The sequence below is a fragment of the Nostoc sp. DedQUE02 genome (genome assembly GCF_034531035.1).
Lineage (GTDB): Bacteria > Cyanobacteriota > Cyanobacteriia > Cyanobacteriales > Nostocaceae > Nostoc.
This window is the reverse complement of record NZ_JAVRBY020000034.1, coordinates 44,376-65,736: the sequence shown is the minus strand read 5'-3', so window position 1 is coordinate 65,736 and position 21,361 is coordinate 44,376. Positions and strand designations below refer to the sequence as shown.

Annotated in this window: 15 protein-coding genes and 1 pseudogene; 2 read left to right on the top strand and 14 right to left on the bottom strand. The window is 40.3% G+C overall.

Annotated elements, in window-relative coordinates; all coding sequences use genetic code 11:
- Positions 1–125: 125 nt before the first annotated feature.
- Positions 126–278 (bottom strand): annotated as a pseudogene (locus RMX98_RS22840) (transposase); the annotation flags it as partial.
- 394 nt (positions 279–672) lie between these two features.
- On the opposite strand from RMX98_RS22840, the gene RMX98_RS22835 reads away from it, so the two are divergent.
- Positions 673–4,191, top strand: a complete 3,519-nt coding sequence (locus RMX98_RS22835; protein ID WP_322680540.1) for an NB-ARC domain-containing protein — start codon at positions 673–675, stop codon at positions 4,189–4,191.
- A gap of 139 nt (positions 4,192–4,330) precedes the next feature.
- Here RMX98_RS22835 and RMX98_RS22830 read toward each other — a convergent pair whose 3' ends face one another.
- Together RMX98_RS22830 and RMX98_RS22825 are read right to left on the bottom strand one after the other, a co-directional pair.
- Entirely contained in the window at positions 4,331–5,473 is a 1,143-nt protein-coding gene (locus RMX98_RS22830; protein WP_322680539.1) for a 3-oxoacyl-ACP synthase III family protein, read from the bottom strand.
- Between the two features lie 10 nt (positions 5,474–5,483).
- Positions 5,484–7,169, bottom strand: coding sequence for a ScyA-related TPP-binding enzyme (locus RMX98_RS22825; protein WP_322680553.1), 1,686 nt, complete (start codon positions 7,167–7,169; stop codon positions 5,484–5,486).
- Here RMX98_RS22825 and RMX98_RS22820 point away from each other — a divergent pair.
- Complete coding sequence (locus RMX98_RS22820; protein ID WP_322680555.1) at positions 7,120–7,296, top strand: hypothetical protein; 177 nt, start codon at positions 7,120–7,122, stop codon at positions 7,294–7,296. The genes RMX98_RS22825 and RMX98_RS22820 overlap by 50 nt on opposite strands.
- 388 nt (positions 7,297–7,684) lie before the next feature.
- Here the strand turns inward: RMX98_RS22820 and RMX98_RS22815 are convergent, their stop codons facing one another.
- The 11 genes from RMX98_RS22815 to RMX98_RS22765 all read right to left on the bottom strand — a co-directional run bounded on the left by RMX98_RS22815 (position 7,685) and on the right by RMX98_RS22765 (position 21,330).
- Positions 7,685–8,731, bottom strand: a complete 1,047-nt coding sequence (locus RMX98_RS22815; RefSeq protein ID WP_322680538.1) for a bifunctional riboflavin kinase/FAD synthetase — start codon at positions 8,729–8,731, stop codon at positions 7,685–7,687.
- Positions 8,732–8,888: 157 nt separating this feature from the next.
- Positions 8,889–9,437, bottom strand: coding sequence for an NADPH-dependent FMN reductase (ssuE, locus tag RMX98_RS22810; protein ID WP_322680537.1), 549 nt, complete (start codon positions 9,435–9,437; stop codon positions 8,889–8,891).
- 177 nt (positions 9,438–9,614) lie between these two features.
- Complete coding sequence (locus RMX98_RS22805; protein WP_322680536.1) at positions 9,615–11,246, bottom strand: tryptophan halogenase family protein; 1,632 nt, start codon at positions 11,244–11,246, stop codon at positions 9,615–9,617.
- A gap of 127 nt (positions 11,247–11,373) precedes the next feature.
- Positions 11,374–12,600 (bottom strand): anthranilate phosphoribosyltransferase, encoded by a 1,227-nt coding sequence (gene trpD, locus RMX98_RS22800; RefSeq protein WP_322680535.1) that lies wholly within the window; start codon positions 12,598–12,600, stop codon positions 11,374–11,376.
- A gap of 34 nt (positions 12,601–12,634) precedes the next feature.
- Positions 12,635–13,876, bottom strand: coding sequence for a tryptophan synthase subunit beta (gene trpB / locus RMX98_RS22795; protein ID WP_322680534.1), 1,242 nt, complete (start codon positions 13,874–13,876; stop codon positions 12,635–12,637).
- 17 nt (positions 13,877–13,893) lie between these two features.
- Entirely contained in the window at positions 13,894–14,706 is an 813-nt protein-coding gene (trpA, locus tag RMX98_RS22790) for a tryptophan synthase subunit alpha (RefSeq protein WP_322680533.1), read from the bottom strand.
- Positions 14,707–14,733: 27 nt separating this feature from the next.
- Positions 14,734–15,594: an indole-3-glycerol phosphate synthase TrpC gene (gene trpC / locus RMX98_RS22785; RefSeq protein ID WP_409881457.1), complete on the bottom strand. Its 861-nt coding sequence runs from the start codon at positions 15,592–15,594 to the stop codon at positions 14,734–14,736.
- Positions 15,595–15,603: 9 nt separating this feature from the next.
- A complete protein-coding gene (locus tag RMX98_RS22780) occupies positions 15,604–17,844 on the bottom strand; it encodes an anthranilate synthase (RefSeq protein WP_322680532.1) in 2,241 nt (746 codons plus the stop codon).
- A 360-nt stretch (positions 17,845–18,204) separates the two neighbouring features.
- Positions 18,205–18,783: an SRPBCC family protein gene (locus RMX98_RS22775; RefSeq protein WP_322680531.1), complete on the bottom strand. Its 579-nt coding sequence runs from the start codon at positions 18,781–18,783 to the stop codon at positions 18,205–18,207.
- 40 nt (positions 18,784–18,823) lie between these two features.
- Positions 18,824–19,960: a 3-deoxy-7-phosphoheptulonate synthase gene (gene aroF, locus RMX98_RS22770; RefSeq protein ID WP_322680530.1), complete on the bottom strand. Its 1,137-nt coding sequence runs from the start codon at positions 19,958–19,960 to the stop codon at positions 18,824–18,826.
- 71 nt (positions 19,961–20,031) lie between these two features.
- Entirely contained in the window at positions 20,032–21,330 is a 1,299-nt protein-coding gene (locus RMX98_RS22765; RefSeq protein ID WP_322680529.1) for an NAD(P)/FAD-dependent oxidoreductase, read from the bottom strand.
- Positions 21,331–21,361: the final 31 nt, after the last annotated feature.

Genomic DNA, 21,361 nt, shown 5'->3' with positions numbered 1-21,361 from the left:
TTGGGAAAATTAAGTAAGTAATCCAAGAAAAACAAAATTAATATTACATAATTAATACGTAGGCAAATTTAAACTGTTGCTCTCAATCAACTATTAAACGTCATCTCAGCTTTGTACTACACGTTTTAGAAGCTATTTATAAAATCAATATAAAATTTTGAGTGTTTTACCAAACGATTTTTCATTTTCTTCTTAGATTTTGTGACTAACTGTAACCCTCGCTCATATAACTCTTCAAACAATTTTTGAGAGATGTATCCTTTGTCACCAAACAGTTTGCTTAGGTTAGCTTAATAGCCTATCTGATATTACAAGTTTTATCTATTTCTAGATAATAGCGACATCTACTATTAGATAAATTCCCTCTTCTATATATTAGAAAGTCAGTTATATTTATTTGTTTTAGTAGATGCTATTATGTTGACTAATTTAGAATTTTTATAATTAGTATAAAAAATATGTAAATTTTTGTACTGACATTTAAAATTTCTGGTAATATACTATCAAAGATGCATTAATATGATAATTGCTTGAATATTCATTCACAGGCATAGTGCCTATATGAAAAATAGGTTAATTAAAGGTTAAAAATAGCTGATGTTCATAGTGACTGACTACGCATAGTTGTTTAAAACCAACTATTTAAACCTACTAAAAAAGGTGCTTATAATAATGCCTAAAAAGCAAAAACGCAAACGTGGTGTTCTCCTGACTCCTGAAGGGTTGCAAAAACTTCAATCGAGCAAACTAGCGTTAGAATTAAACGACAATTATGGAAACAAGTATACTCTTGAAGATTTGAGCGATCGAGTTGGAGTCAATACGGCGACAATTTCCAAAGTACTTTCCCGTGAGGAAGGGGTTGACAAACTAACACTTGAGCTTTTTTTCAAAGCTTTTAATTTAGAATTAGATAAAACTTACTATGTCAGTTCAGACCAATCTCAGCACCAAGATTGGGGAAAAGCAATTTGTGTATCAGTTTTTTATGGACGACAAGAAGAACTAGCTACTTTAGAGCAATGGGTTTTGAGAGAAAACTGCCGAGTAGTAGCACTGCTGGGAATGGGAGGAATTGGTAAGACAGCTCTGGCTATAAAACTAGCAGAACAGATTAAGGACAATTTTGAATATATAATTTGGCGATCGCTGCGAGAAGCTCCATCTGTTAAAGCTTTGCTAGCAAACTTAATCCAATTCCTTAGCGATAATCAAGAAACAGAAACGACCTTACCAGAAAACGTAGGCGACAGAATATTACGACTAATAAGCTATCTACGGGAGCATCGCTGTTTGCTAATCCTAGATAATCTAGAGTCGATTATGCGTGATGGAAGTCGAGCTGGAATTTATCGTGAAGGATATGAGGGGTATGGTGAGTTACTCAAACTTGTAGGAGAAGCTACTCACCAAAGCTGCTTAGTACTGACAAGTAGGGAAAAACCTAAAGAGGTAGCCTCACAGCAGGGAAAATCCTTATCTGTTCGCTCATTACTGCTGAATGGTCTCAAGCCAGAAGATGGGCAAGGAATATTAAAAATGAAGGGTATCTCTGTATTAGAGTCACAATTGATCAAAACTTTAGTCGAGCGCTATGGTGGTAATGTTTTAGCTTTAAAAATAGTTGCGACAACCATTCAAGATTTATTTAATGGTAGTATTGATGAATTTTTGCGGCAAGAAACAGTTGTTTTTGGCGATATTTGCGATTTGTTAGATCAGCAGTTTTCGCGCTTGTTAGATTTAGAAAAAGAAATAATGTACTGGTTAGCGATTAATCTTGAGCCAGTTTCACTATTAGAATTGCGAGAAGATATATATTCATCAATACCACAAGTAAAATTATTAGAAGCTCTGGAATCTTTAAGACGGCGATCGCTGATTGAACAAAACGCATTACTATTCATGCTACAACCTGTAGTTATGGAGTATATAACTCAACGGTTAATAGAGCAGGTTAATGAAGAGATTGTCACTCAAGACCTCCAGCTTTTTCGGAGTCATGCTTTGATGAAAGCGACAGCCAAAGACTATATTATTAATACCCAAATACAAGTCATTATTCAACCACTTATTAATAAGCTACTTACTCACTATAGAAATAAAAAAAACCTTGAAAATCAATTTATTCAAATTTTAGCAAGATTACAAGAAACATCTCCCCTAGAACAAAGTTATACAGCTGGAAATATTCTGAATTTGCTTTGTCGTTTAGAAACAGATTTAACTGGTTACGATTTTTCTAATCTGACTATTTGGCAAGCAGATATGAGATATGTGAATTTGCACAACACAAATTTTACTCATGCTAATTTAGCGAAGTGTGTTTTTGCTGCGACCATAGGTGGTATTCATTCCGTGGCATTCAACCCAAATGGAAAAGTTTTGGCTATGGGGGATACGAACGGTGATATTAGCCTGTATCAAGTTACAGATGGCAGACAACTGCTAACTATTAGGGGGCATATAGGTTTTGTTTGGCCGATTACTTTTAGTCCTGATGGTTATGTTATTGCCAGTGGTAGCGCCGATCAAACAGTGAAACTATGGGATGCTAATAGTGGAGAATGCCTAGCAAATTTGCAAGATCATAGTGGTGGGATATGGTCAGTTGCTTTCCATCCTCACAGTACTATGCTTGCCAGTGGTAGTGAAGATCAAACAGTGAAACTATGGGATGTTACTAGTGGTCAACTACTCAAAACTTTGCATGGACATAGTAATCGAGTTACATCAGTTGCCTTCAATTCTCAAGGTACTATACTTGTCAGTGGTAGCGATGACCAAAAGGTAAGGTTATGGGATCTCAAAACCTATCAATGCTTAAAAACTCTAGAGTATCAAGATAGTGAAGTGAGGTCAGTCGCCTTTAGTCCAGATGGTCAAACTTTGGCTATAGGTTATTGTGACCAAACAATAAAGCTATTAAATTCTGTTACATATCAATGTATTCAAACTTTACAGGGTCATCAAGACTGTGTAAATTCAGTTACCTTTAGTTATGATAGTCAGACCTTAGCAAGTGGCAGTGATGACCAAACAGTTAAGCTGTGGGATGTTACTACTGGTCAGTGCCTTAACACTCTGTACGGTCATAGTAGCAGAATATCTTCAGTTGCTTTTAGACCATATACTTATACGCTAGCAAGTGGCAGTGAAGACCAAACCGTAAAGCTGTGGGATGTCACTACTGGTCTTTGTCTGAAAACTTTCCAGGGTTATTGTAATGGAGTGTGGTCAGTTGCCTTTAGCCCTAATAGTAACTATATTGCTAGTGGCAATAATGACCAAACGGTGAAGCTATGGGATGTTAGCACTGGGAGATGCCTAAAAATTTTGCAGGGTCATAGTAATCGAGTTACATCAGTTGCTTTTTCTCAAAATACTATACTTGCCACTGGTAGTGAAGATCAAACAGTGAAGTTATGGGATATTAACACTGGTCAATGCTTCAAAACATTACAAGGACATACAAATCGAATCACATCAATTACCTTTAGCCGCAATGGTCATCTATTAGCAAGCGGCAGTCAAGACCAGACAGTAAAGTTGTGGGATGCCAAAACAACTCAGTGTGTCAAAACCTTAAAAGGACATACTCATTGGGTATGGACAGTAGCCTTCAATCCCAATGGTGATTTATTAGCAAGTGGTAGTAATGACCAGACAATTAAGTTGTGGGATGTTAGTACTGGTCTTTGCCTTCAAACTTTGGATAGTCATACTGATTGGATTTGGTCACTCATCTTCAGCCCCGATGGTTGCACGTTGGCAAGTGGTAGTAGTGACCAAACAATTAAGTTGTGGGATGTCAGCACAGGACGGCATCTTAAAACCCTAGAGGGACATGCCAGTTCTGTACACTCAGTAGCTTTTCTAGATGCTCATATACTAGCAAGCGGTAGTGGCGACCATACGGTGAAACTGTGGGATATCAGTACAGGTAAGTGCATCAGAACTTTGACTGGACATTCTAAGTTTGTTTGGTCAGTTACTTTTAGTCCTGATGGTCAAACCCTAGCAAGTAGCAGTGAAGATGAGACGATTAAGCTTTGGAATTTCAAAACTGGTGAGTGTCAGAAAACTTTGAAAAGCTCTAAATCCTACGAAGGTATGAATATTAATGGTGTAACAGGTGTAAGTCCAGTAACTATTGCTACTATGAAAGCCTTGGGCGCAGTTGAGTATTGAACAGAATCCCAGCTTCTTGCCTGCTAGGGAAGGCTACCGTATACAATAATGTCAAGTGAGTTTTTTAACTTGTGTGTACACGGTAGCCGAGTCAGTGAAAGCTTTGAAAATATGTTAAATCTAATGTATTGAACTTAGGTTAACAAGAAGCAAGGCTCATTATTGAAGTTTTCACTGTCGGTTCAGGTAAATTGAGATGTGGCTCAGAACCTAAAGCCACTTTTCCCCAACGCATTACATTTGCAGTGGCACTACTGGCTGCACCAAAGCCATAAATGAGAACTAAATCATTTTCACGAATCTTACCCAACTGGGCAGCGTGATATAAATTAGCTAAAGTCAGTGCTGGCCCAATGTTTGCATAGAGAGGGTAAGTGTTGATTGTGCGTTCTGAATCAATACCTAGTACTTGTGTACAAAAGTCGGCAAACCAGGCAGTAGGTGTATTGAAAATGAAAAAATCAATTTGGTCGAAGCTGACATCAGCAGCAGCAACTGCTCCCTCGCAACACTGACGTAGAAGCCCCGCAGATGTTCTACTGATTACTTTGTTTGTACCCTTATCTACCTGCATACGTAATCGTGCTTTGCCCTGCTCATCTGGTGTGAGTTGAAAGAAGAACTGGTCACATAACATGTTGGTATTTACAGATTTGGTACTGAGAATGCCTTGGTTTGCTTTGAGCGGACTGACAACCATTGCGCCAGCACCATCGCTAAAAAACCAAGAGAGAGTATCGTCCTCGTTGAAAAAACGAGAGTAAGTACAGGAGATCACAACCAATACATTGCGGTATCCTCCTGATTGCACTAAAGCACAGGCAGTTTGTAGCGCTACAGGGGTACTACCACAGCTTGCATCAAGGTTCCATGCACCACAAGTTAATCCCAGTTCGCGTGCGAGGAAGGCAGCATTACCAAAGCCGATATGTTCAGGTAAGAATGAGCCGACAATTAAAAGATCAACATCATCAAGGGAAAGCTTTGCTGCCTCTAGAGCATCTTTAGCGGCACGATACTCCAAGGTCAGTGACGACTCGCCTGGCCCAAGTATCCTTTTCTCAACAGTCCCGCGAAAGGGATCTGATAAATAGGGCAGCATTTGGGAGTCAAATTCGTTGCAAGCAGCCAAATTATCTTGTGACATTAGCTTTGCTAAGTTTTTTTGCTCTGCATGAGCAACTAAATCAGGATAATTTTCTCTGTAGTAGTCTTTTGTACGCTTAATGGTTGGGAAGCTTAAGGCAAGTGAGCTAATTCCTACAGATTGACACGCTATCATAAATTTTTTCTCAAACACTAGTATTTTGCAAAATTAGATTCTCAATGCGGCTGCCAATCGGTGCTAGCCGAGTCGGATCAATTACTACATCAACAACAAATGGAACTGGAGAGAGCATCGCTTTCTTTAGGGCTAGCTGAATGTCAGATTCTGTTTTGATACGGATACCATCAGCCCCCATTCCTTGGGCAATTTTAACGAAATCCCCTTGGGGAATTTCTATATCAAGATTGTTAAATCCCTGCATTGTTGTTCCTTGAGCGCACATGTTATAACATGAGTCGTTGAGTACAATCCAAACGGCAGGAATTTTATATTTGACAGCCGTACTTACCTCACTGTTCATCAACATTGCACCATCTCCCACTATGGCTACAGCTTTGCCATTCCGGGCTAGGGCAGCACCTACAACACCTGTGACAGCATGACCCATAGCCCCAAATCCGGTACTAACACGGTAACGTTCGGGTTGGGCAAATCGCAGCATGTAATTTCCCCAAGCAAAAGAGTTGCCGGCTTCTGCAATGATCAAGGCATCACTGCCATCCACAATTACCTGTTGAATTGCATTCATCAATACCTCTGGTCGCACTGCACCTGTGTTCAATGATGAGAATATTTCACACTCAGGTTTGGGTAATGACTGCTGTGTTCCAATAGGACTTTTTGGTAAATGCTTAAGTAGCGATCGCACAAATAATTTCACATCCGACTGAATGGCTACTGTCTGGGCAGTTGGATAGGCTGTTCCTGGTACTTCTGGGTCAATATCAACATGCAAAAAACTCTGCAAAGGAATCATTGCAGGATTCCAAAAAGAGGTGAGTTCTCCTAATCGTGTTCCTAAAACTAGAGTGTACAATGGTCGAGATTCTTGCATATATCTCAAGACTGACTTGTGTCCAGCGAAGCCTGTACTGCCTATAAATTGCGGATGGTCTTCGGGAAAAATTCCTTTACCCCGTGGCGAACACATCACTGCTGCACCTGTTGTTTCTGCTAACTGCCGAATCTCCTTAGCTGCATTTCTAGCCCCAAAGCCTACCCAGATGGCAAATTTCTCTTTAGAAAGTAACTCTGCACATTCTGAAACTGTTTCCTCGCTGACTGTGACTCCTGGTGCAGTGAGATTGACTTTTGACCAAGATGTTTTGGCTGTACTTGTCTGCACTGCTGTTGGAATACTCAAATGGGCGACAAAACCACCCGGTCTAGCTAAACCCAGCACTAGCCTACGCGCAATTTCTGGCAATTGTTCGCCGCTTTCTAAAGTCGTTGCATAATGAAATAGTTTTCCTGTGGTAAATATATCCGCACTGGGCATTGTGTAAGCGCTGGTTTCTTGGAAAGCCCACATTCCTCGCTGTGATGCTGAGGTGGACGGCGATAAAAAGATAACTTTTGCACCGTCCCAACGTGCTGCATATAGTCCTGTGATTGCGTTTGTGATCCCCGGCCCGGCTGTAGTAAATACTACGACTGGGCGATCGCTAGTAAAGTGTGCCTCTGTAGCCGCAAACGCTGCTCCGGCTTCGTGCCGAAAGTGAATCACTTGGATTGAGCTATTTTCCAGGCTGTGCCATAAAGGTGCGATCGCTCCCCCCGAAACACCAAACGCATATTGCACTCCCATTTCTTCCAGCATCTTGACTACCGCAGAAGCCACTGAAACTTCATTGCCAACTGAAGACGCAATATTCTCCGAGCAGATCTTTGATATATCTGCAAAAGGTGGATACAGCAACGATAGTGAAGATGGCGATAAAACAGAAGACGCGATTGATCCTTTCAGCGAAATATCTGTTTTTGTGTTGGGAGTTTGAAATTTAGTACTCATGTTCAGCAAATTAAATAGATTAAAGGTTGTTATCTGGCTTTACTGACTTTCAAGCCTGCTCACTATTTCCTGTTTGCTATTTTCTGCTGTAAGAATTTACCCTTACCCGTTTAGTACTAGAAATAATAGTTTTGAGCAGGCAAGAGTGTATATCTATAATGGTTTTTGAACAATCTAATTCTTTACTCTCTAATGTTTAGATCACATAGATTCATCCCAAAACCTCTGACTTTTGAGCAATTAAGTTGATACTAAATCACTTGCAAAATTTTTTGCACTCAAGAACAGCAAGTTAAGAATAAACTTAAGTCTCTCTATTGCTCATTGAAGTTCAATATGGCATAAGACCGTTATTTATCAAGCACTACAGCTTATCAGCCTGCGAATTTCTCTAAATTAGTTGATCGTAACAATAGATATCTGGCTTTGGCACAGTCGGCTGTAATCTGTGCTTTGAGGGTTTCTGAGGAGGAAAACTTTTGCTCTGGTCGTAAAAATTCTTCTAATTGTACTGTTAATGTCTTATCATACAAATCGCCTAACCAATCCAATAGGTGTACTTCTACAGATGGATAGGTATCATTGACTACTAAATGATGAGCAACATTCATAACTCCTATACCTATAGGCAAAAGTTGGTTAGATAAAGATGAAGCATCTACAGTCTCATTGACTATGAATACTCGCACCGCATATACACCATACCGAGGTAGTAACTTGTTAGCTGTTAATTGAATTTTAGCAGGTGAAAAGCCGATGCTTCTATCCAACTGCTGTGCTTTAACAACTTTCCCTGTGAAATTATAAGGATAGTTTAATAGTACCTTAACACGGTGGATGTCACCTTTAGCTAAGGCTTGGCGAATAGAGGAACTGCTAATACGTTCGCCTTGAAAAGAGTAATTAGGAACAATGACAACAGGAATATCAAATTTAGCTGCGATATCCTGTAAGTCACTAGTAGTTCCGCTACGGTGCTTTCCAAAGCGAAAGTCCTCTCCTACACTGATCATTTGAGCTTTTAGCTGTTGCACCAAAATCTTTTCTACAAAATCTTGCGGACTTAAAGCAGTTAATTCTTTATCAAAAGGTAATAATACTAGCTGTTCTACACCACAATTTTGTAGCTGTTGCACTTTCTCTTGCAAGGGTGTCAGTAAAGGCCAAGGTTTTCCCGTAAAAAACTCTTGTGGATGCGGATTAAAAGTGACAACTGTAGGATAAATATGTTCTTTAGTTAGCGATCGGTTTTTCTTCCCGGACTCCTGCGTTCTGATGTGATTCAAAATAGGTTGAATGACTTGTTGATGACCACAGTGCAGACCGTCAAACTTTCCCAGAGCAACAACAGTTGGTGTGAAAGCAGCAGAAGTAGAGTAAGTCACCCGTACATTATTAGTAAAATTTGCTATTTTGTTCATAACTACATATTATTTTTTTGAATGTATTATAAAACTGATATTTGATTTTTGAACTTTTAGAGCAAGTTTACCAATATCATCGTTAGCAATTAATCATATTGGCAGAGATAAAATAAATTATTTACTTTTACTCTCTGCCTTTTTGTGGTCAATAAAACTAAACTGCCACCAATTCTTTCTGCGTCAAAGTATTAACAAGTTCTTGAATAGAAGCTTTTAATCTCTGTTCAATATCGCTATCTAATTGGATTTCTTTCTGCTCATTGAACTGAATTTGTGAACTGACAACGTAAACTCCCTTGAGAATGTGAGTAGCTCCCATTGCTGAGAACAGAGGCTTAATCGCATAGTCAATTGACAGTAAATGATTGATTGATCCACCTGTAACAATTGGCAGGATAGTTTTACCACCAAAAGCATACTGAGGCATTAAATCTAGCAAAGCTTTTAGTATTCCTGTATAGGAGGAATTGTAAACAGGTGTAGAAATAATTACTGCCTCTGCTTGCCCAACTAGAAGCTGTAGTTTCTTAACCTCTGGACTCTCAAAGTTTCCGTAAATCAAATCCTCTGGGGGGAGATCGCGTACTGTAATAGATGCTATTTCAATTTGATGTTTGGTACAAAGTTCTTGAGCATAGTTTAAGATTGCAGCAGAGCGAGAGGTGAAAGAAGAATTACCGGAAATTGTAACGATTTTGTGCATGGTTTAAATCTCCTAAGATGATTAGTACTAATTCTCTAAAATACATTGTATTTGATTTGAACCTGATAGATTCTCTGATGGCGATGGAACACCGAGCGAGGCTCTGTGAAATGACTTAGCATTTCACAGAGCAGCATGATTAACATGTAATATTAGGCCAGAAATATCTTAATACACTTAAGTCGTAACCAAAGAGCGAACTAATTCATTTTCGCTCAGATATTCAGACTGTTCTTGAGACTTGATCACGTAAGTTAAGTATTCATATTGAGATGGTAAGGTAGCACTAAGGTAATCTGTTCTTTCCTTAATTGCATCAAATGTTGCTATGGCTTTTTGGTCTTCAATATGATTCAAGACAGGTAAATTGTTTTCAGGAAGGTAATTTAGCCCTAACAACATTACAGAATAGGAATAAGACTCAAAACCGTGATAGTTCGGATTGATGCTCTTGTTATTTGGTAGTCTACTCTTCCATAATCTCAATCTTTCTTGTAGTTCTTCAGAAATTACGATATCGCGCTTGCTTGCCTTCCAGAACTCTGTGTCTGCTCTATTACTAGCACAATAATGAAGTGTCAAAAAGTCTCGAACACCATCTATGCAATTAGCAACAGTTTTGTTGTAGTTTTTAATTACATCCTCATTAAAGGAAGTGTCTGGTAAGTTGTTGACTAACTCTTCAATACCATGCTGAATAAAGAATATGCCGGTAGACTCTAGTGGTTCAACAAAACCACTAGAAAGACCAATAGCTACACAGTTTTTCACCCATGAGTTTCTGTTTCTACCAATTCTCATCTTGATATGTGAAGCTCTGCAATCATTGGCAGCTTCTCCCAAGTGCTGTCTAAATTCAGTTTCCGCCTCTTCTTTAGAGATAAACGCACTTGAGTAAACATACCCTGTGCCAACTCTTCCATACAGAGGGATGTTCCAGACCCAACCAGATGAGAGCGCAGTTGCTGTTGTATAAGGATTGATTCCATTTTTCTTGATATTAGTGGGTATTTGCATAGCGATCGCACTATCGCACAGTAGTGACTCCGAGAAGGAAATAAATGGTTCACCAAGAGCTTTATTGATTAATAAACCACGGAAGCCAGTACAATCTATAAACAAATCGCCTTTAATAGTCCCATGTTCTTTGGTTTTGACATCATCTATACTGCCATCTTCGCTTAAATGAACGTCTACTACGTCATCAACAATCTGTCTTACACCTCTCTGCTTCCCATAATCTTTTAAGAATCTTGCCAGTAAGTTGGCATCAAAATGATAGGCATAAGGGTACTGAGCTTTTAAATCAGCCAAGACATTTTTCTGAGTGGTAATCTCTTGGGTAAACAAATCTTGAGCTTTATTGTCAAAAACTTCTCCGTTAAAATGTCTGGGAGAGCGCTTCAGATCGCATAACAAAGGAATCATAAAGCAGGAGTAATCAAATGGTGCTTCATGTCTCTTTGTTTTTAGCCACCATTCGGAGATATCAAAACCATCTACCGTTTCATATCTTTGAAAAGGATGGTAAAAGTATTGTCCTTGAGAGTTCCAATTGACAAACTTAATTGCCATTTTATAAGTAGCATTGCATTTTGGCATCCATTCGGATTCTTGTAAACCGAGAAAATCAAAGAATAGCTTAATGGTGCTGAAGGTCGCTTCACCAACTCCCACTGTTGTGATGTTAGATGACTCAATTAAGGTAATCTGAACATTTTTGTCCAAAGCCTTGCTCAAATATGCTGCGGTCATCCAACCAGCAGAACCACCACCAACGATTACAATGTTCTTTATATTCTGTGCCATGAGAATATTGCTCCTAAAGGTTTCATGAAGTATTTTGTCAAACGAGAAAAAAGTCAAAGAAATCAACCAAGATAAATCCAAACGCAGTGAATTTTACGTTTGTAAAGTATGTAGATACTTTTTGTACCTAATGCAGAATTCGGATTAACTGTTCTAACTTCATCCAGGCTTCTCCACTTTGTAAGATGTCTTTAGCAAGAGTTACCCCTTTTGCATAGAAGTTAATTTCATCTGTGGAAGCGATCGCTTCGCCAACCTGTAAAGCTAGCGCTGCGTTCAAAGCCACAACATCTTGCTGCGCCTGAGTGCCTTTTCCTTGAAGTACAGCTTTGAGAATTTCAGCATTTTCGTTAGCATTTCCACCTGCTAACTGAGTAGTTGCAGCAGGTTTCAATCCCAAATCTTGAGGATTCAAAGTTATTTGATGTAGTTGTTTGTCTGCCAACACAACCATGTCAGTCAAATCTGCTAGTCCTGCCTCATCCAGTTTTTCACGTCCATGAAGAACGATCGCTCGGCGAGTGCCTAATTGATTTAACGCCTGGGCGATTGTGTTCATTAAGTTAGGATTATAAACTCCGATAACTTGCCCTGTAAGTGGTAAAGGATTGAGTAAGGGGCCTAATAAGTTAAAGACAGTACGGATTTTCAACGTTTTACGCAGAGGTGACACCACCTTGAAAGCAGGATGCCATGTTGGTGCAAATAAAAACGTTATCCCAACTTCGTCAAGGGCTGCAATTACGCGATCGCTGCCGGTATAGAGATTCAGACCCAGCGTTTCTAGGACATCCGCCGATCCAGCTTGACTAGATGCTGAACGATTGCCATGCTTGGCAACTTTGATTCCTGCGGCTGCAACCACGAAAGCTACAGCTGTAGAAATATTGAAAGTTGAGGCTCCATCTCCACCAGTCCCACAAGTGTCAATCAAAGGATAGGAGTTGATAGCATCACTAGTAGTCTGGCAACCCAACAATGATTGGTGAGGGTTGGGGAAAGGGGAAAGGGGAAAGGGTAAGGGATTTAAAACCTTTCCCCCTTCCCTTTTATCCTTTACCCCTCCAAGTTCCCTTGGCGAACTACTAGTTCCTAATTGTAATGACTGCTGTCGCAAAACTTGCGATAGACCAACCAACTCTTCAGGAGCTACTCCCTTGGCTTGAATTGCTGCCAAAATTGCTCCTGATTGTGCTATGGGGATGGCTTCTGTTAACCAACCTTGCATCAAATTTTTGGCTTGGAATACAGAAAGGGACTGACGGTCTAGCAGTTGTTGCAGTAAGGTAGACCAATCTTGAGAATCAGAAGTTAATGCATTGTCTGCATTTAATGTAGGAATTGCCGCTATCATCTCAAATTTTCCCAAATTTTTACAACAGAGTTAATTAGATAGCATTCAAGAACTGAATAACGGTATGCACATCTTTATCTCCCCGTCCAGAGCAACTGAGGATAATTCGTGGACTTCCTTCTATTTCAGGGCAAAGAGTTTCAAGATATGCGATCGCATGGGCAGTTTCTAGAGCCGGAATTATTCCCTCTAACCGCGAAAGACGCTGGAATGCTTGTAAAGCCTCTTGATCGGTGACGCTGTGGTATTCAACACGTCCGATGTCCTTCAAATAACTATGCTCAGGCCCCACACCAGGATAATCTAGCCCAGCGCTAATCGAATGTGCCTCGATTATTTGACCATCGTCATCTTGTAGCAAATAGCTCATTGCCCCATGCAAAACGCCAACTCGTCCGCGAGTGAGAGTAGCAGCATGTTTTTGGGAGTTAACGCCTTCACCTGCTGCTTCTACTCCAATTAGTCGCACACTTGGTTCATCGACAAACTCGTGGAAAAGTCCGATCGCATTAGAACCACCTCCTACACAAGCCAGGAGAATATCTGGTAATCCTCCCCATTTATCCTGACACTGAGTGCGAGTTTCTTGTCCAATCACAGCCTGAAAATCACGCACCATCATCGGATAAGGATGAGGCCCAGCAACAGAACCGAGAATGTAATGAGTAGTTTCGACATTAGTCACCCAATCTCGGATTGCTTCGGAAGTAGCATCTTTTAAAGTTCCTGTTCCTGCTTCCACAGGACGAACTTCTGCCCCCATCAACTTCATCCGAAACACATTTAGAGCTTGCCGCTCCATATCATGGATACCCATGTAGATTACACAGTCTAAACCAAAGCGAGCGCAAACTGTGGCTGTAGCAACCCCGTGCTGACCTGCTCCTGTTTCTGCAATAATCCGTTTTTTGCCCATTCGCTTTGCTAATAACACCTGAGCCAGAGCGTTATTAATCTTGTGAGCGCCTGTATGGTTTAAATCTTCACGTTTGAGGTAGATTTGTGGCCCTGTGCCATCAGGTTTGGCATAATGAGCAGTCAAACGTTCAGCAAAGTAAAGAGGGCTGGGTCGTCCTACATAATCCTGCATGAGGTTTTGCAACTCATATTGGAAAGTAGGAACTGTACGATAGTGCTGGTAAGCTCTCTCTAGCTCACTGAGCGCTGACATTAAAGTTTCAGGAACGTACTGGCCTCCAAAGCGTCCAAATCGACCCAATATATCAGGTTTGCTTGCTCTGGGAGCGAGAGCATAAATATCTTTTGTGATTACCACGATGAGATTCCCCTGAATTAGTTATTTGATGCAGTAATTGCTGCTTTCAGACTTCGACAAAGTTTTTCAACCGCCAACAGCCTTTGAGTCGCTGTCCCTTTAACCAAACATTTCACAAAGGCACTACCCACGATTACAGCATTTGCACCCCAATCCATCACCTGACGAGCTTGTTCAGGTCTAGAAATGCCAAAACCAACAGCAATAGGTTTGTCAGTGACACTATGCAAATCTGTGAGTAAATCTTTAACATGTAGTTGGAGTTCGGAGCGTATACCAGTGACACCAGTGACACTGACTAAATAAACAAATCCCTGAGACTGACGAGCGATCGCTTCAATGCGTTCAACTGAACTAGTAGGAGCTACCAACAAAATCACTTCAATACCATATTTGGTAGCTAGCTGTAATAAATTTTCTGCTTCCTCCAATGGTAAATCGGGTACTACCAAACCAGCAATGCCTGCTTGAGCTATTTGTTGCAAGAACTGCTCAACACCTCGGTTCAAAATGGGGTTGTAGTAAGTAAATAAGATTAGAGGTGTTTTGAGGCTGGGACTAATAGTCCGAACCATTTCCAGAACTTGATCTAAACGAATGCCCCGTTGCAAAGCGCGGGTTGCTGCTGCTTGAATTACAGGCCCATCTGCCAAAGGATCTGAGTAGGGAACACCCAACTCAATCAGATCGGCACCGTGACGATCCAAAACCCGTAAAGCTTCTGCTGTTATTTCTAAATTTGGATCACCAGCAGTAATAAAGGGAATTAAAGCGCACTGATTGCGATTCCGTAAAGTCTCGAAGCAATGAGAGATAGAAGTCGTCCTCATAGTTTGTCTAACAAAGTAAGTGAATGGCTAAAAATTTGTCCGCAGCTCGAGTACTGCTTGGACTAGATCGGTTTGTTTGACTAAAGACTCTCCCACTAAGACAGCACTAGCACCAGCATCAGCCACAAGAGCTAAATCAGCTTTTGTGTGTATACCAGACTCACTAACAACAGTGATGTTTAAACTGTTTAACTTTTCTCTTCGTTGTGCCAATAAATGCTGTGTAGTTCCTAAATCAACCGTGAAATCTTCGAGATTACGGTTATTGATACCTACTAAACGCAAGTCTTTGAGCGTTAGTACTCGGTCTAGTTCTGCTAGAGTATGTACCTCTATCAGAGCGTTCATGCCTAAACTGTAGGCAATTTGCAAAAATTCTTTGAGGTTTTGGTCTGACAGAATGGCTGCAATCAAAAGTACAGCATCAGCGCCAGCTGCTCGTGCTAGATATATTTGATAAGGATCAATGATGAACTCTTTGCACAGCAGTGGTAGTGAAACATTTTGTCGAATCGCCTGCAAATAGTCAAAACTGCCCTGAAAGAATTTTTCATCAGTTAGTACTGATATACAAGTTGCTCCACCTTGTGAATAAGCCTGTGCAATTTTGACTGGTTCAAAGTTAGCTCGAATTACTCCTTTACTAGGTGAGGCTTTTTTGACTTCTGCAATTAAGCTGGGTTTGGTTGGGCTTTGTTGCAGCGCACTTAAGAAATCTCGCGTAGCAGGGGCAGTACTTACCTGATTTTGTAAATCTTCTAAACACAATTGCTGACTTCTAAGTGCAACTTCTTGCTTTTTTTGCCACACAATCTCTTCAAGGATATGGCGCGGCTTGGTATTAGTAGTAAATAAAGTTAAAGGATGGCGATCAGTCTGCATAGTCATCACTTGAATTTAGGAGACAGACAATACGGCACGATGGATAACATCTTTGTTGCCAGTAGTTTCTAGCTGTGGATGTGAGAAATTGCACTCTCGTGTGTACATACGTACGACATTCTTAATAATTGATAGACCTACTTCATCAGAAAGAGTCATGATCGATTCTGGGTGAAACTGAAGTGCAGCAATTGGAAGGGTTTTATGCTCAATGCCCATAATCACACCATCTTCTGAAATAGCTGTAACTTGCAATTCTTGAGGAAAGCGATCGGGTAGAGCAAATAGCGAATGATATCTACCAACTTCAAAGGATTGGGGTAAACCTTGAAATATCCCAGATTCTGGCGCTGTAACAACAACACGAGCCGATTTTCCATGTTGCGGATACTCAAGAACTCCTAATTCACCCCCAAAAGCTTCAACAATTCCTTGTAATCCCAAACAAACTCCAAAAATTGGGATTTTTCGACGTATGCAGCTTGCAACTGTTTTGGACAGATTAAAGTCACTAGGTCTACCAGGGCCAGGAGATAGTACAACGATGTCTGGAGATTCAATATCTAGAATTTGTTCACAGAAGCCATGACGTAGTGTTTTAACTGTGGCACCAGAAGAGCGGATATAGTTAGCAAGTGTATGTACAAATGAGTCTTCGTGGTCAATTAGTAAGACACGCTTGTTTGTTTCAGTTTTAGCTCGATTGCTAAGGTTTAAACTGCATGACAAGTTGGACTTTTGCTGAGTCTGGTAGAGCGTTTGAAACAAAGCTGCTGCTTTAGTTAAAGTTTCTTGGGCTTCGGCTTCTGGAATTGAGTCATAAAGAACTGTCGCACCCGCACGCACTTCTGCAATTGAGTCTTTAAGTTGAATTGTTCGCAGAATCAGACCAGTGTTCAAGTCACCTTTGAAAGTGAAGTAACCAACTGCTCCACCATACCAACGTCGAGGGCTACGCTCATGCTGTTCAATAAATTGCATTGCTGCTCTTTTGGGCGCTCCTGTGACTGTGACTGCCCACAGATGAGTAAGAAATGCATCCAAGGCATCAAATTCAGGTCTGATTAAGCCTTCAACGTGATCTACTGTATGGATCAAATGACTATACAACTCTATTTGGCGGCGGCCAATTACTCGCACTGACCCAGGTTCGCAGATTCGGGATTTGTCGTTGCGGTCAACGTCAGTACACATTGTCAGTTCAGCTTCATCCTTGCGTGAATTGAGTAGCTGAAGAATTTGTGTTGCATCCTCAATGGCATTTTTTCCACGCTTGATAGTGCCACTGATTGGGCAAGTTTCAACACGCTTCCCTTCGACGCGCACAAACATTTCTGGAGATGCACCAATCAAATATTCTCCACCCAAATTGCAGATAAATCCATAGGGACTAGGATTTATTTGCTGTAACTTTCGGAAAAGTTCTGCTGGGGACTTTTGGCAGCCTTGAAAGAAGTTTTGACTAGGAACTACTTCAAAGAAATCACCTCGACGGAAATAATCAAGTGCTTTTTCAACTTGAAGAGCATACTCATCTGGTTTGTGATCGCAGGGTTGAGTGGGGGTATGGGATTTTCCTTTATAATCAATGATTTCACCACTCTTTGGCAAACCTTTAGTACTACCATGCTTAGTCTCAAATTCATACTGCACCCTGAATGCACGTTGCTGGTAGTAGTCAACAATTAACAGTTCATCAGGTAGATATAACAACATATCTCGCTGATCGACAGAACGTTCAAGCTGCTTTGGCATTGGTTCAAATTGAAAAACCAAATCGTAGCCAAATGCACCATACAGCCCTAAATGTTGATCTTCTGGACTCTCAAAAGCAGATAAGATTTCCCGAACGATGTTGAAAACAGATGGTTGTTTGCTGCGCTCTTCTTCGGAAAATAAATGTTCTGTTGGTCGAATTAATCCAGATAAATGCTTGGTTTCCCAATTAACTATCTGGAGTTGCGATCGCCCAAACAAACGCTCTGCTAAATACTGCAATAGTACTACGCCGCGATCGTTATGGGCTGTAAGTGTAAAAAAGTTGTCAGTAGTAACGAGTTCTAAGGGTGGATTAACAAAACCTATTGCCCATCTTTTATATCTTCCAGGATATTCGTAACTACTGGAAAATAAACCTCCACGTTGAGAATCAATACGTGATAAGACTTCATTAATCGCAGTTTCGATCAGTGTCTCAGTGATGGAGCGAGATATATACACTCCACCTTTAGTTGTGTAACAATGAGTATCAAACATTGGGGAATTCTCTCAAACTATTTAAAGAACACCATTCCAGAAATGCTGTAACTACAAACTTGTTTACCTAATAGTCTGCCAAGCCAAAATTGTTAGGTGAGGGCTGGGAAAAGGGTAAAGGTTAAAGGGTAAAGGAATAACACTTTTTCTCTTTCCCCCTGCCTCTTATCACCAGAGGGGGCCCCACCTTCCCCTTTACCCTGTCAAGTTTCTTTGGCGAACTACTAGTTGGTTCATCAGATGAATGCACTGTAAAATAACGAACTAAAAAGTAACCAAAATTCGCAAATAACAAGGAAAAAGAAAGAAGTTGAAAAGCTAATTTTTCTAGCAAAACTAATGCGATAAACTATTAATCATCTATCCACGACTAAATAGCTTTTCTATTCGCTCTCTAATCGCTAACATACTTACTGGTATATCGTGGCTCAAAACGTGTTCTACTAATGCGCCTGGTAAAATTGGCTTTGGCCAAATCAAGAAGTTATATGAAAGCTCCACTCCATCTTGATCGGGCGATAGATTCCAAGGTTTTAACTGCCAGTACCCAGAGAAGTCCTTAAAGTCTCCCTCAACTTGTTGATAATGAATTTTAGAGGGAAAGTTTTCTTCGATATCTACAACTAATTTGGTCGATACCTTCATCCCCATGAAACTTTTCGTGCGGACTTGTTCTACGCGAATACCTCCAGTTGGATGAGCCAAGCGTCTACTTTGCGTAAAATTGGGCATGAACTCAGTAAAAGCTTCATAGTCTGTAAGAACCTGCCAAACTTGCTCTAATGAATAGGGAATTTGAATTTTGGCAAAAACACGTCGTTGTCGGTTCTCTAGCTTTTCAATTTTGATGTCTACAGCTTGTGGAGCAATCAAGTCAGTATTAGTGATAGGTTCTAAGTTTGTTAATTCTAGTTTTGCGGGGTCATATTCCTTGCTCATTTGTACCTCTTGTGCATGGAAATTGAACAGAGTTTTAAAACTAGTTGTGAGAAGTCATGACAGTGATGGTGCTATTACAAAGTTGTTTTGCAGATTGATAGTTTGGTGAAAGGGAAGATACTGTCGATGTAGCAAATTTTGGTTCCCAACGATTAACAGCTTGACCAATCACAGCCATTTCTTGCATTAACTTCTCATATTGATCTGGTGTTAGAGATTGAGGCCCATCAGAAAGAGCTTTCGATGGGTTAGGGTGAACCTCAATCATTAAAGCATCTGCACCAGCTGCGATCGCAGCTAATGCCATCGCTGGTACATATTCTGATCTACCAGTACCGTGGCTAGGGTCAATCATAATCGGTAAGTGAGTTAGCGATCGCAACACAGGTATAGCACTCAAATCAAGCGTATTCCTGGCATACTGCCGATCAAAGCTTCGAATTCCCCGTTCGCACAAAATCACATTCGGATTGCCTGCTGCCAAAATATATTCAGCTGCCATCAACCACTCTTCAATCGTGGCAGACATCCCTCGCTTGAGCAGAATAGGTTTGTTTATACTACCTACTTTCTTTAACAACGAGAAATTATGCATATTACGAGCGCCGACTTGGACAATATCAGCAATCTGAGCTACTTTCTCAAGATCGGCTGTATCCATGACTTCTGTCACGATTCCCAAACCTGTTTCCTGACGAGCGGTTGCTAACAAATTTAAAGCACTCTCACCATATCCTTGAAAAGCATAGGGAGATGTACGCGGTTTATATGCTCCTCCCCGCAAAAACTTAGCTCCAGCAGCTTTAACTCGCCTGGCTGTTTGTACAATCATTTCTTCGTTCTCTACTGAGCAAGGCCCAGCTATTGTAACTATAGAATGATTTTCGCTAAAACTAACTGCTCCATTCAGTGTGGATACTAATACTTCAGTAGGTTCTCCATAGCGAAATTCTCGACTAACCCGTTTAAAGGGCTGTTTCACCCGCAATACTTCCTCAATAAAAGGACTGAGTTGTTGAATGTATTGAGGATTGATATCTGCCGTATCACCGATTAATGCAATTATAACTTTGTGGTTGCCTACAGTTTTTTCTGGTTTAATCTTCCATCTTTGTAATTCTTGGCTAATTTGTTGAATTTCTAGCTCAGGAGTTCCTGTTTTCATGACTATAATCATTGACTTAAACCTTCATTTACTAGACTGCTGTTCACTTTAATTGAGTGAATAATTACTTTCAAGTAAATATTCTAGACCGACATCTCTAAAACCATATTTGCTTCGACAATTTTCTCAATTATTTCCTGATGTTTACGCTCTGCTTTTAAAGCTTCTAGATATGGCATACAAGTGAAGGAAACATTGTAGTAAAGGGATGCATACTCTGGATTGTTTTCTTGAATTTTTCTCTCAATTTTATTGAGTTCTAGAAATTTGGGATCTCCTACCATTTTTCTTAAAACAGTAAAGTGTTCTACGCAAAGATCAGCGAGGGCATCCATATTTGGTTTACGCATAATCTCATATTCTTTAAAAATTGATTGCCAGTCTCCTAAATGTTTATGAATGCAATTAGTAAGTAACTGGCAATCTTCAAAGCCGGCATTAGCTCCTTGACCGTATGAAGGGAAAATAGCATGGCAAGAATCACCAACTAGTATTACTTTATCTTGATAACTCCAAGGAAAACATTTAATAGTAATCATTGCTTCCACTGGTTTATCAATGTAATTCACTAAGTTGGGTTCTACTAGCGACCAGATATCAGGAAAATACTTTTTGAAAAGATAGCGCAGAGAATCGGGAGATGCAGAAGACTTATGAGAAATTTCACCTTCATAAGGCAAGTGTAATGATAAGGTAAAACTTCTATCTAAATTAGGAAACCCGATAAGCATGTAATCATCTCGTGGCCAGATATGTATGGCGTTTTTATCTAATGCCCAATTGCCATCACTGGAGGGAGGAATGATAATTTCTTTATATCCCTGCTCAAAATATTCTTGGGAATAATTGAAACGTTTTAATCGCTGCATCTTGTGCCTAACAGAAGAATAAGCTCCATCAGCAGCAAAAATCCTATCCGCATGAACTTGATTGACTTCTCCTGTTTTTGAATTTTGGAATTTTAAGGTAGCAGTTGGTAAATCAATGTCACTACATTTTTGGTTGAAATGAAATTCAATGTTTTCATGCTGTTGGGCAAAACAGAGAAGCGCCTTACTTAAGTCTTCGCGTCCGATGGAATAAATAGCTTCTTTATTGTTACCGTAAGGCTGATAATTTAGCTCACCATTTTGGGCATGAATAATTCTGCCATAGACAGGAATGCAAAGCCTGCGTACCATGTCACCTGCACCAACAGCATCTAATGCGTGGAAACCCCGTTCAGACAAGGTTATATTGATAGATCGATCTGATTGCAGATTAACTTGACGTGGATCTGAATTTCGTTCATATACACTAACTTTAAAGCCAGCACGTGCCAGGTATACAGAGAGCAGAGAACCTACAAGCCCTGCTCCAACGATAATAATGTTTTCTTCCATTTCTACCTCTTTTATTCAAAACAGTCCTTGT